This is a genomic window from Cupriavidus pauculus, assembly GCF_002858765.1.
In the GTDB taxonomy this organism is placed as follows: domain Bacteria; phylum Pseudomonadota; class Gammaproteobacteria; order Burkholderiales; family Burkholderiaceae; genus Cupriavidus; species Cupriavidus pauculus_B.
The window spans coordinates 1-13,058 of sequence record NZ_PJRP01000002.1 but is presented as its reverse complement, the minus strand read 5'-3'; the positions used below and the strand labels follow the sequence as shown (position 1 = coordinate 13,058).

Annotated in this window: 9 protein-coding genes; 8 read left to right on the top strand and 1 reads right to left on the bottom strand. The window is 67.0% G+C overall.

The genetic code is table 11. The features are described 5' to 3' along the window. Positions 1-18 precede the first annotated feature (18 nt). From gspD to gspF, 3 genes are read left to right on the top strand one after another with little or no spacing between them, the layout of a single operon-like run. A complete protein-coding gene (gene gspD, locus CYJ10_RS04790) occupies positions 19-2,442 on the top strand; it encodes a type II secretion system secretin GspD (protein ID WP_101680432.1) in 2,424 nt (807 codons plus the stop codon). A gap of 11 nt (positions 2,443-2,453) precedes the next feature. Beyond that, complete coding sequence (gene gspE, locus CYJ10_RS04785; RefSeq protein ID WP_374703228.1) at positions 2,454-3,995, top strand: type II secretion system ATPase GspE; 1,542 nt, start codon at positions 2,454-2,456, stop codon at positions 3,993-3,995. 15 nt (positions 3,996-4,010) lie between these two features. After that, entirely contained in the window at positions 4,011-5,228 is a 1,218-nt protein-coding gene (gspF, locus tag CYJ10_RS04780; RefSeq protein WP_101680431.1) for a type II secretion system inner membrane protein GspF, read from the top strand. A 169-nt stretch (positions 5,229-5,397) separates the two neighbouring features. Here gspF and CYJ10_RS04775 read toward each other — a convergent pair whose 3' ends face one another. Then, positions 5,398-6,807, bottom strand: coding sequence for an NYN domain-containing protein (locus tag CYJ10_RS04775; protein WP_101680430.1), 1,410 nt, complete (start codon positions 6,805-6,807; stop codon positions 5,398-5,400). A 322-nt stretch (positions 6,808-7,129) separates the two neighbouring features. On the opposite strand from CYJ10_RS04775, the gene CYJ10_RS04770 reads away from it, so the two are divergent. The 5 genes from CYJ10_RS04770 to CYJ10_RS04750 all read left to right on the top strand — a co-directional run. Continuing rightward, on the top strand, positions 7,130-10,723 hold the full coding sequence (locus CYJ10_RS04770) for an indolepyruvate ferredoxin oxidoreductase family protein (RefSeq protein ID WP_101680429.1): 3,594 nt from the start codon (positions 7,130-7,132) through the stop codon (positions 10,721-10,723). 124 nt (positions 10,724-10,847) lie between these two features. Beyond that, on the top strand, positions 10,848-11,267 hold the full coding sequence (locus CYJ10_RS04765) for a GNAT family acetyltransferase (RefSeq protein ID WP_101680428.1): 420 nt from the start codon (positions 10,848-10,850) through the stop codon (positions 11,265-11,267). 39 nt (positions 11,268-11,306) lie between these two features. After that, positions 11,307-11,657: a GFA family protein gene (locus tag CYJ10_RS04760; RefSeq protein WP_101680427.1), complete on the top strand. Its 351-nt coding sequence runs from the start codon at positions 11,307-11,309 to the stop codon at positions 11,655-11,657. A 20-nt stretch (positions 11,658-11,677) separates the two neighbouring features. After that, the gene (locus CYJ10_RS04755; protein WP_101680426.1) at positions 11,678-12,124 is read left to right on the top strand and encodes a VOC family protein; all 447 of its coding nucleotides are present in this window, start codon (positions 11,678-11,680) and stop codon (positions 12,122-12,124) included. 114 nt (positions 12,125-12,238) lie between these two features. Beyond that, positions 12,239-13,058, top strand: an 820-nt coding sequence (locus tag CYJ10_RS04750) for an MFS transporter (protein WP_101680425.1), incomplete at its 3' end; no start/stop codon positions are given.

Genomic DNA, 13,058 nt, shown 5'->3' with positions numbered 1-13,058 from the left:
CCAAGCCTGAAACCGATGATGAAAACGCAAGCAAACTCCCGCCTCGTTCGTACCGTCTGCGCCCGCGCCACCGCGCTGCTGTGCAGCCTGTCGCTGCTGTCGCCCGCCATGGCGTGGGCACAGCCGCAGCAGCAGGTACCGCAACCCAACGACATCACGCCGCGCAATCGTGACCAGGTGGTGTTGAACTTCGTCAACGCCGATCTCGAATCGGTGGTGAAGGCGGTGGGACAGGCCACAGGCAAGAATTTCGTGATCGACCCGCGCGTGAAGGGCACCGTGAACCTGGTGACCGAACAGCCGGTGTCGCGCGCCCAGGCGCTGGAAACGCTGGGCTCGGTGCTGCGGATGCAGGGCTACGCGATGGTGGAATCCAATGGCTTCACGAAGGTGGTGCCCGAGGCCGATGCCAAGCTGCAGGGCTCGCCCACCGTGATCGGCGCCGGCGCCGGCCGCGGCGACCAGGTGGTGACACAGGTGTTCCGGCTGAACTACGAGTCGGCCAACAACCTGGTACCGGTGCTGCGGCCGATGATCGCGCCGAACAACACCATCACCGCGTACCCGGCCAACAACACGCTGGTGATTACCGACTACGCCGACAACCTGCGACGCCTGGCCCGCATCATCGCGGCCGTGGACGCGCCGGCATCGGGTGAGGTCGAACTGGTGCCGCTCAAGAATGCCGTGGCCAGCGATGCGGCCGTGGTGCTGCAGAAGCTGCTGGACCCCTCGGCGGCCGGCGGTCCGGGTGGCGGCGCGACGGCCGGGGATGCCTCGCTCCGCACGACCGTCGTGGCCGAGCCGCGTAGCAATTCGCTGATCATTCGCGCTACCAGCCGCGCGCGCGTGCAGCAGGCGCGCCAGCTGATCGAGAAGATCGATCAGCCCTACGCCCGCCCCGGCAATATCTGGGTGGTGCCGCTCAAGAACGCCGACGCGGTGAAGCTGGCCGCCACGCTGCGTGCCATCGTCGCCGCGGATAGTAGTTTCACGAGTTCGGCGCAGGGCGGCCAGGCGGGCGGCATCGCCGGCGCCACGGGTGCCACGACGCAGACCACGTCGCTGCCGCAGAGCGGCCAGTACACCGGCGGCGGCAGCAGTGGCTACAACCGCAGCAGCTCGGGCTCGTCGGGCTTTGGCGGCATGGGCGGCGGTTCGAATGCGTTCTCGACCTCGTTTGCCGTGAACCAGCAGCCCACCACCGGCGGCATCATCCAGGCCGATCCGTCGACCAACTCGCTGATCATCACGGCCAGCGAACCGGTCTACCGCAACCTGCGCGGCGTGATCGAAGACCTGGACGCGCGCCGAGCGCAGGTCTACATCGAATCGATGATCGTCGAGGTCACGTCCACGCAGGCCAGCGAACTCGGCATCCAGTGGCAGGGCCTGGTCAACAACGGCGGCAGCGTCACCGGCTTTGCGGGCACGAACTTCGGCACCGGCGGCCAGAATATCGTCAACCTGACCGCCGCCGGCGTGCTTTACGGCGAGAACAAGACCGCCGGTCTGGCCGCGATCCAGCAGTTGCTGCCCACGGCGGGCGGCCTGAACCTTGGCGTCGTGAACAAGGCCCTGGGCCTTGGCGCGCTGCTGCGGGCACTGGGCACCAATGGCAGCGTGAACCTGCTGTCCACGCCGAACCTGATCACGCTTGAGAACGAAGAGGCCAAGATCCTGATCGGCCAGAATATTCCGATCACGACCGGCTCCTATTCGCAGACCGGCAGCAGCGCCACGGTGACGCCGTTCCAGACCTTCGACCGCAAGGACGTCGGTATCACGCTGCGCGTGCGCCCGCAGATCAGCGAAGGCGGGCTGGTCAAGATGCAGATCTATCAGGAATCCTCGTCGGTGGTGGCCGGCACGCTCGCCAACGCGTCGGGTCCGACCACCAACGTCCGCTCGATCGAGACGAACGTGCTGGTGGACGACGGCCAGATCATCGTGCTGGGCGGCCTGATCGAGGACAACTACGGCGACGGCGTGCAGAAGGTGCCGCTGCTGGGCGACATCCCCTGGATCGGCTCGCTGTTCCGCTACGAGAACAAGAACCGCGCCAAGACCAACCTGCTGGTGTTCCTGCGCCCGTATGTGATGCGCACGACGGCCGCCACCGACCGCCTGACGCAGGACCGCTACGACTACATGCGCACGCAGCAGCAAAGCTTCGTGTCGCCTAACATGATCGTCAATGATGCGGTCACGCCGGTGCTGCCGCCGGCCAACGCGCCGACCACGCCGTTCGTGGATCCGCGCGGCGGCATGCTGCAGCAGGGTCCGCTGCCGCTGGACCAGGCGCCTGGCCAGTCGGGTTCGCAGCCGGTGCCGCAACCGTTGCCGCAGCAAGCGCCGCAGCAGGCGCCCCAGTCCGTGACGCCGCGGCCGCTGTCGTTCAACGACGAGTCGTTCGCGAAGCGTCAGGCCCCGCAGAGCTGAGCATCATCGTCATGGCCACCGAAACCCTCGCCACCCCCGCCAATGGGGCCGAAGCGCCCCTGGAGCCGCCGTCGCCGATGGCGGCACGGCTCGTATCGTATTCGTTCTCGCGCGAGGCCCCGCTGCTGATCGCGCACCAGCGCCCGGACGGGCTCGAAGTCTGGGTCAGCCGCAAGACGTCGCCGGCCGCGCTGGCCGAAGTGGCGCGCGTGCATGGCGCGCTGCACCTGCGCGTGCTGGAGCCGGCTGCGCTGGAAGCGGCCATGTCGGATGCCTACAACCGCCAGGACGGCTCGGCCGCGCAGGTGGTGGGCGAGGTGGAGGGCGAGGTCGACCTGTCGCGCCTGATGCAGGACATTCCGGCCGTGGAAGACCTGCTGGAATCCGAAGACGACGCGCCGATCATCCGCATGATCAACGCGCTGCTGACCCAGGCCGCGCGCGAGCAGGCATCGGATATCCACATCGAACCGTTCGAATCGGCGTCGGTGGTGCGCTTCCGGGTGGACGGCACGCTGCGCGACGTGGTGCGGCCCAAGAAGGCGCTGCACGGCGCGCTGATCTCGCGGATCAAGATCATGGCGCAGCTCGACATTGCCGAAAAGCGCCTGCCGCAGGACGGCCGCATCACGCTGCGCGTGGGCGGGCGTCCAGTGGATGTGCGGGTATCGACGCTGCCCACCGGGCACGGCGAGCGCGCGGTGCTGCGCCTGCTGGACAAGGAGGCGGGCCGGCTGGACCTGGCCAAGCTGGGCATGGCGCGCGAGACGCTGGGCGGCTTCGACAATCTGGTGCGCCAGCCCCACGGCATCGTGCTGGTGACGGGCCCGACCGGTTCCGGCAAGACGACCACGCTCTACGCGGCGCTGTCGCGACTCGATTCGCACACGACGAACATCATGACCGTGGAAGATCCGATCGAGTACGACCTCGACGGCATCGGCCAGACGCAGGTCAACCCGCGGATCGACATGACGTTCGGCAAGGCGCTGCGCGCGATCCTGCGGCAAGATCCGGACGTGGTGATGATCGGCGAAATCCGCGACCTGGAAACCGCGCAGATCGCGGTGCAGGCGTCGCTGACGGGCCACCTGGTGCTGGCCACGCTGCACACCAACGATTCGGCGTCGGCCGTGACGCGCCTGGTGGACATGGGCATCGAGCCGTTCCTGCTGTCGTCGTCGCTACTCGGCGTGCTGGCGCAGCGGCTGGTACGGCGCCTGTGCCCGCACTGCAAGCGCGAGGAAGTCATCGAAGTCACGCCGTCCGAGGCGGAAGCGCTGCACACGCAGGGCAAGTCGCTGCAGCGCGTGTGGCATGCGGTGGGCTGCGACAAGTGCGGCCATTCGGGCTACCAGGGCCGGATGGGTGTGTACGAACTGCTGACCGTCGACAGCGAGATCCAGACCATGATCCATCGCCAGCAGCCGGAATCCGAGATCAAGCAGGTGGCGCTGTCCAAGGGCATGCACACGATGCGCGGCGACGCGCAGCGCTGGATCGACAGTGGCGCGACCTCGCTCGAAGAGGTGCTGCGCGTGACGCGCGAGTAAGGCGGAGACCGCAGCATGCCCGCCTATCGCTATGAGGCCGCTGACGCCACCGGCCGCGCCGATCGCGGCGTGATCGAGGCCGACAGTCCCAAGCAGGCGCGCGCACAACTGCGTGCGCGCGGCCTGACCCCGCTCACCGTTGACCCACTGGCCGGTGCCGGCCTGGCCCAGCGCAGCAGCAACACCGTGTTCGTGCGACGGCTGTCCACGCAGGAGCAGGCGCTGTTCACACGCCAGCTGGCCAGCCTGATCGTGTCAGGCCTGCCGCTCGACGAAGCGCTGGGTGCGCTGGCCGACCAGGCCGAACGCCAGTATGTACACGAGTTGCTGGCCGGCATTCGCGCCGAAGTGATGGGCGGCAGTTCGCTGTCCGTGGCGCTGTCCCAGCATCCGAAGGATTTTCCGGACATCTATCGCGCGCTGGTGTCGGCGGGCGAGCACTCGGGCCACCTGGGCGTGGTGCTGGAGCGGCTGGCCACCTATATCGAGACCCGCAACCAGCTGACGTCGAAGATCCGTCTGGCGTTCACCTACCCGGCCATTGTCACGTTCGTGGCGTTTGCCATCGTGATCTTCCTGCTGTCGTACGTGGTGCCGCAGGTGGTCAGCGTGTTCGCCAACACCAAGCAGAAGCTGCCCACGCTGACCATCGTCATGCTGTGGCTGTCCGACTTCGTGCGCAACTGGTGGTGGGCCGCGGTGGTCGTGATCGCGGTGATCTCCGCGATTATCCGCAGCCTGCTGAAGCAGCCCGACATCAAGCTGTCGTGGCATCGCTGGCTGCTGACCGCACCGCTGCTGGGCAAGCTGATTCGCGGCTACAACACCGCGCGCTTTGCCAGCACGCTGGCCATCCTCGTATCGGCCGGCGTGCCGATCCTGCGCAGCCTGCAGGCGGCAGGCGAGACGCTGACGAACGTGGCGCTGAAGAACAACGTCGACGACGCCACCACGCGCGTGCGCGAAGGCGCGTCGCTGGCCCGCGCGCTGGCCGCGCAGAACCAGTTTCCGCCGGTGCTGGTGCACCTGATCCGTTCGGGTGAAGCCACGGGCAACCTGCCCGTGATGCTGGAACGCGCGGCCATTGGCGAAGCCCAGGAACTGGAGCGCCGGACGCTGTTCCTGACCAGCCTGCTGGAGCCGCTGCTGATCCTGACGATGGGTGTGGTGGTGCTGCTGATCGTGCTTGCCGTGCTGATGCCGATCATCGAAATCAATCAACTGGTGCGGTAGGGTCTAGCGGTTACGCTTTCACCCTTCACACGCCGACCCTCTTCCCAGGCCCCTCTCCCGCAAGCGGTAGAGGGGAGCAAACCTGGAAACCATTACCGGTCGAAACACCGCTTGGTGTTCCCCCCTCCCGCAACGCGGGAGAGGCCAGCGCATCCTGGCCCTATCACGCTTATTCCGCAGCCTTGGCCGCCTTCTTGGCCGGCGCACGCTTGCGCGGGGCGGCCTTCTTGGCGGCGGGCTTCTTCTTGGCGGGGGCCTTGGCTTCCGTATCGGCTTCGGGCGATGCTTCAGCGACATCGACGGGGGCTTCGACAGGCTCGGCCACTGCAGCCGGCACTTCCGCGGTCACCTTTGCCGCCAGCACCGTTGAGCCGGGCGCTGCGAATACCGACTGATCGATCGGCCACGGCGTTTCGCTGAGCTTCACGTCGGGACGCTGCTTGGCACGCCGGCCGCGCGGCGCTGGGACCTCATCGACGGCTTCCACGGTTTCGGGGATCAGCGTCGAGGCCGAGCCGGCGGCCTCATCCTCGTCAGCCGACAGCGCCGGAGCGGAATCGGGAATGGCGTCCATGTCCACCACCGGCGCGGGCGTTTCCACAGGCTGCACGGGCTGCACGGGCTGCACGGGCTGCACGGGCTGCACCACAGTATGTGCTGGCAGCGGCGCGGGCGCCGGCTTCACCGGTGCCGGGCGCGGGGCCTGGGGCTGTGCTTGCACCGGCTGCGGCTGGCCGCCTTGCTGGGCCTGCCCGCCTTGCTGACCACCCTGTTGACCACCTTGCTGGCCGCCTTGTTGGCCGCCTTCACCCTTGCCGCGCTTCTTCAGCCGCACCCAGATCGTCTTGTTGTTGCCGCCGTTGCGGGCTTCCACCTCGAACAGGTTGGTGGCGGCCACCAGCTCGGAGAGCTTGCCGTAGCCGTAGTTGCGCGAATCGAATTCGGGCGCCTGCTTGGCGATGTAGTTGCCGATGCCGCCGAGCGTGGACCAGCCATCTTCGTCCGATACGGCCTGCGACGCGCTCTGCAGCAGCCGTACCAGGCGCGAGTCCTGACGCAGTTCCTGCGAACTGCGGCGGCGTGTCGGCGCGGTGCCGGCATCGGTGTCGGCGTCGGCATCCGTGTCCACGTCGCCACGCAGCACGTCCGAATAGATGAACTTGTCGCAGGCGGTGACGAACGGCTTGGGCGTCTTGCGCTCGCCGAAGCCGTAGACGGTCAGGCCCTGCTCGCGGATGCGCGACGCCAGACGCGTGAAATCGCTGTCACTCGACACGATGCAGAAGCCATCGAAGCGGCCCGTGTAAAGCAGGTCCATCGCGTCGATGATCATGGCGCTGTCGGTGGCGTTCTTGCCCACCGTGTAGCGGAACTGCTGGATCGGCTGGATCGAATGCGCCAGCAGGCGGTCTTTCCAGCCCGACAGGTTCGGGCGCGTCCAGTCGCCATAGATGCGCTTGACGGCGGCCACGCCGTACTTGGCCACTTCGGCCAGCAGGCCTTCGACGATGGCGGGCGCCGCGTTGTCGGCGTCGATCAGCACGGCCAGGGTAGCGCCCTGACGGGGAGAATTGGTCATGTTCGGTTCTTCTGGATGGGCCGGGTTGCACCATGTCGGCGCCCCCGGCGTGTGGCGCGCTGACATCATCGATCGCCGGCGCGCGCCATTTGGATGCACCGCAGTGTACACGTGCAGCATAGGCGTATACGGGAAAGCACGGGGGTATCTGGCGCGTTTTATGCTGCATCGCACGGTACCGCGGCCTGCACGCCGGTGCTACCATGCCGCGCAGAGACACAGTCGCGCCACGCCTCCACAAGAGACCACGAGCGACTGCCCATAAATGATGTGTCGGTGATCCCGACAGCATGCCCCAAGCAGGGCCCAAAGAGGAGCACATATGAATGCCCCCCTGACCCCACCGGTCAGCGACGCCATCCGCCGCGCGCTCGAAAACGTTTCCCTCGAAGACAAGTACACGCTGGAGCGTGGCCGCATCTACATCAGCGGCACGCAGGCACTCGTACGTCTGCCGATGCTGCAGCAGGAACGCGACCGTGCCACCGGCCTGAACACCGCCGGGTTCATTTCCGGCTATCGCGGCTCCCCGCTCGGCGCACTCGACCAGTCGCTCTGGAAGGCCAAGAAGCACCTGGCCGCACACAACGTCGTGTTCCAGGCCGGGCTGAACGAAGACCTGGCCGCCACGTCGGTCTGGGGCTCGCAGCAGGTCAACATGTATCCGGACGCCAAATTCGATGGCGTATTCGGCATGTGGTACGGCAAGGGCCCTGGCGTCGACCGCACCGGCGACGTCTTCAAGCATGCCAATTCCGCTGGATCCAGCAAGTACGGTGGCGTACTGGTGCTGGCCGGCGACGATCACTCGGCCAAGTCGTCCACGCTGGCGCACCAGTCCGAGCACATCTTCAAGGCTTGCGGCCTGCCCGTGCTCTACCCGTCCAACGTGCAAGAGTACCTGGATTACGGCCTGCACGCCTGGGCCATGAGCCGCTACTCGGGCCTGTGGGTGGCCATGAAGTGCGTGACCGATGTGGTGGAGTCGTCCGCGTCGGTCGAACTCGATCCGCACCGCGTGCAGATCAAGCTGCCCGACGATTTCATCCTGCCGCAGGGCGGCCTCAATATCCGCTGGCCCGATCCGCCACTGGAGCAGGAAGCCCGGCTGCTGGACTTCAAGTGGTACGCCGGCCTGGCCTATGTGCGCGCCAACAAGATCGACCGCATCGAGATCGATTCGCCGCACGCCCGCTTCGGCATCATGACCGCCGGCAAGGCCTACCTGGACACGCGTCAGGCGCTGTCCGACCTGGGCCTCGACGACGCCACCTGCGCGCAGCTGGGCATCCGCCTGTACAAGGTAGGCTGCGTGTGGCCGCTGGAGGCACACGGTGCGCGCGCCTTTGCCGAAGGGCTGCAGGAAATCCTGGTGGTCGAGGAAAAGCGCCAGATCATGGAGTACGCGCTCAAGGAAGAGCTGTACAACTGGCGCGACGACGTGCGCCCCAAGGTCTACGGCAAGTTCGATGAGCGCGACAACGCGGGCGGCGAATGGTCGATCCCGCAGAACAACTGGCTGCTGCCGGCGCACTATGAACTGTCGCCGGCGATCATCGCCAAGGCCATCGCCACGCGCCTGGAAAAATTCGACCTGCCGGCCGATATCCGCGCGCGGATCGATTCGCGTCTGGCCATCATCCATGCCAAGGAACGCGCTCTGGCCACGCCGCGCGTGAGCGCCGAGCGCAAGCCCTGGTTCTGCTCGGGCTGCCCGCACAATACGTCGACCAACGTGCCCGAGGGCTCGCGCGCGCTGGCCGGCATCGGCTGCCACTACATGACGGTCTGGATGGACCGCAGCACGAGCACCTTCAGCCAGATGGGCGGCGAAGGCGTGGCGTGGATCGGCCAGGCGCCGTTTGCCGGCGACCAGCACGTGTTTGCCAACCTGGGGGACGGCACCTACTTCCACTCGGGCCTGCTGGCCATCCGGGCATCGATCTCGGCCGGCGTGAACATCACCTACAAGATCCTCTACAACGACGCGGTGGCCATGACCGGCGGCCAGCCCGTGGACGGCCAGCTGTCGGTGCAGGACATCGCGTTCCAGGTGGCCGCCGAAGGCGCGAAGAAGATCGTCATCGTCACGGACCAGCCCGAGAAGTACAACAGCGCGATCAAGCTGCCCGAAGGCCTGACCGTGCATCCGCGTGAACAGCTCGACACGATCCAGCGCGAACTGCGCGAAGTGCCGGGCTGCACGATCCTGATCTACGACCAGACCTGCGCCACCGAGAAGCGCCGCCGCCGCAAGCGCGGCACGTTCCCCGACCCGGCACGCCGCGCGTTCATCAACGACGCCGTCTGCGAAGGTTGCGGCGACTGTTCGGTCAAGTCGAACTGCCTGTCCGTGGAGCCGCTGGAAACCGAACTGGGCACCAAGCGCCAGATCAACCAGTCGTCGTGCAACAAGGACTTCTCGTGCGTGAACGGCTTCTGCCCGAGCTTTGTCACGGCCGAGGGCGCGCAGGTGCGCAAGCCCAAGGCCACCGGCGTGTCGACGAGCGGCCTGCCCGACCTGCCGCTGCCGGTACTGCCGGACATGCGGCGTGCCTACGGCATCCTGGTGACCGGCGTGGGCGGCACGGGCGTGGTGACGATCGGCGGCCTGCTGGGCATGGCGGCGCACCTGGAGAGTAAGGGCGTGACCGTGCTCGACATGGCGGGTCTGGCGCAGAAGGGCGGCGCGGTGCTGTCGCACGTACAGATCGCGGCCAAGCCTGACGACCTGCACGCCACGCGCATCGCCATGGGCGAGGCCGATCTGGTGATTGGCTGCGACGCCATCGTGTCGGCGACCGACGAGGTCATCTCGAAAGCGCAGTCGGGCCGCACGCGCGCCGTGGTGAACACCGCGCAAACCCCGACCGCCGCGTTCATCAAGGATCCGAAGTGGCAGTTCCCGGGCCTGTCGGCGGAGCAGGACATCCGCAACGCCGTGGGCGAGCAGTGCGACTTCATCAACGCCAGCGCGCTGGCCGTGGCCTTGCTGGGCGACACGATCTACACCAACCCGCTGGTGCTGGGCTATGCCTGGCAGAAGGGCTGGATTCCGCTGACGCTGGAAGCGCTGGAGCGCGCCATCGAACTGAACGGCGTGTCGGTCGACAAGAACAAGGCCGCGTTCGACTGGGGCCGCCATATGGCGCACGACCCCGATCACGTGCTGTCGCTGACCGGCAAGCTCAAGACGCAGACCGAAGGCGCCGACGTGGTGAAGCTGCCGACGTCGACCGGCGCGCTGCTGGAAAAGCTGATCGCCAATCGCGTGGACCTGCTGACCGGGTACCAGAACGCGGCCTACGCCGAGCAGTACCGTGATGCCGTGAACCGCGTGCGCGCGGCCGAAAGCGCGCTGGTGGGCGCCGGCAAGCCGTTGCCGCTGACCGAGGCCGCCGCGCGCAACCTGGCCAAGCTGATGGCGTACAAGGACGAGTACGAGGTGGCGCGTCTGTACACCGATCCGATCTTCCTCGACAAGCTGCGTGCGCAGTTCGAGGGCGAGCCGGGCCGCGACTACCAGCTGAATTTCTGGCTGGCGCCGCCGACCACGGCCAAGCGCGACGACAAGGGCAACCTGGTCAAGCGCCGCTTCGGTCCGTCGACCATGACGCTGTTTCGCATCTTGGCCAAGCTCAAGGGCCTGCGCGGCGGTGCGCTCGACCTCTTCGGCAAGACCGAGGAACGCCGCACCGAGCGCGCGCTGATCGGCGAGTACCGGACGCTGCTGGACGAGTTGTCGAAGGGCCTGACGGCCGCCAACCACGGCACCGCCGTGGAACTGGCCAACGTGCCCGACGACATCCGCGGCTTCGGCCACGTGAAGGACAACAACCTCAAGGCCGCGCGCGGCAAGTGGGACCGGCTGCTGAAGCTGTTCCGCGACCCGCAGGCGGGCCAGCAGGCGGCGTAATCAATCGTTGTGGGTTTTCTCCCCTCTCCCGCTGGCGGGAGAGGGGAGAAAACCCTTCGGCGCCCGTTTTGCCTCGCCCACCACCATGGCTACACTGTGCGTTCACCAAACCCACAGCCCTACCATGCAGCTCCGCCCCTACCGCCTCGCCGATGAATCCGCCGTTGTCGACCTGTGGAAGGCCTGCGGCCTGACCCGGCCCTGGAACGACCCGCACAAGGACATCGCGCGCAAGCTGACCACCCAGCCCGAGCTGTTTCGCGTGGGCGAAGTGGACGGGCGGCTGGTGGCCACGGCGATGATCGGCTACGACGGTCACCGCGGCTGGGTCTACTACCTGGCCGTGCATCCCGAGTTCCAGGGCCGCGGCTACGGGCGTATGCTAATGGCGCACGCCGAGGCCCTGCTGATCGAACGCGGCTGCCCGAAGATCAACCTGCTGGTTCGCGAGACCAATGAAGCCGTGCAGGCGTTTTACGACCGGCTCGGCTATGGCCGCGATGCGGCGGTCAGTCTGGGCAAGCGGCTGATCCCGGACCAGTGACCGGGCCCCAATAGAAGCACCCCGCAAACCGGAGACACCATGACCACGTACCAGGGAAGCTGCCACTGTGGCCGCATCGCCTTCGAGGCGGACGGCGATCTCACGCAGGTGCTGCAATGCAACTGCACGATGTGCCGCCGGCGCGGCCACCTGCTCTGGTTCGTGACGAAGACGAACTTCCGGCTGAAGACGCCCGACGAGAACGCGTCGACCTATCGCTTCAACACGATGAAGATCGCCCACCGCTTCTGCCCCACCTGTGGTGTCGGGCCGTACTCCGAGGCCACGGACCCCCAGGGCAATCCCACGGCGGCCGTGAACGCCCGCTGCCTGGACGGCGTGGACCTGGCCAGCCTCAAGGTCATCGAGTACGACGGGCTGCACAAGTAGCCACGCACGGGCCGAGCGCCATGCTTGCGATCCGGGGCATCGACCACCTGGTGTTGCGCACCGCCGACGTCGCGCGGATGGTGCGCTTCTATGTCGACGTGCTGGGCTGCACGGTGGAAAAGGAACAGCCCGCCTTCGGCCTCACCCAGTTGCGGGCTGGCAGCGGGCTGATCGACCTGGTATCGCTCGACGGACCTATCGGCCAGGCTGGCGGCGCAGGCCCGGGTACGGAGGGCCGCAATCTCGATCATTTCTGCCTGCGTATCGATGCTATCGATGGATTCGATGTCGAATCAATATTAAGGCATCTTAATATTCATCATATCGATGCCAGTCCAGTGGAGCGCCGTTACGGCGCCGAAGGCGAGGGGCCGTCGATCTACGTGAAAGACCCCGACGGCAACACCGTCGAGTTGAAGGGCCCACCGGACGCTGTCGGTCCGGGCGGCGTCGATTCGGGCGGCTGATCGGGCTGGATACCCCCCGGCGTGCGCCTTCCCTCGCGAGTGGCTGCACCGATACAATTTCCGCTCCACTGACCGCACCGCCACCGGCGCCCCCCCGATTGCGCCGGGCGCGCCATGACCGCTTCCGCCGCCCCCGACTCCGCCGCAGCACCGGCCCCGCTATCGCCCCGCCAGATCGTCTGGACCCTCGGCATCACCGAAATCATCAGCTGGGGCACGCTGTACTTCACATTCACCGTCTTCATCGGCCCGATGAACGACTCGCTGGGCTACGGCAAGCCGTTCCTGGCGGGCGGTTTCTCGCTGGGGCTGCTGGTGTGGGCGATGTGCTCGTTCGCGGTGGGCCGGCTGCTCGATCGCGTGCCAGCGCGCAAGGTCATGGGGATCGGGTCGGTGCTGGCCGCCATCGGGCTGCTGCTTTGGGCCTGGTGCCCGTCGCCGGCGCTGTTCCTGCTGATGTGGATTCCGCTGGGGCTGGCCATGGCGTCCACGCTCTACGAACCGGCCTTCGTGGTGCTGCGGCAGGCGTTCGGCGACGGTTATCAGAAGCCGATCGTCCAGGTGACGCTGTTCGCCGGCTTCGCCAGCACCATCTTCATTCCGATCGGCCAGTGGCTGGTGCTGCATCTGGGCTGGCGCGAGACGCTGGTCATCTTCGCGGCGCTGAACCTGTTTATCTGCGCCCCGCTCCATGCCCGGTTGCGCTACGCGGTGCATCCCAGCTATTCACATACCGGCGCGCACACCAGCCCGCCGCTGGGCGGCGCCGCCTCGCCCAGCATCACGCGCACCACGCTGCGCCAGCCCGTGTTCTGGGCCGTGGTGCTGGCCTTCACGGCCACCGCCGTGATCGCATCGCTGCTGGGTGCCCACCTGCTTCCGATGCTGACCGAGAAGGGCCTGCCGGTGGGCCAGCAACTGATCGTCGCGGCGC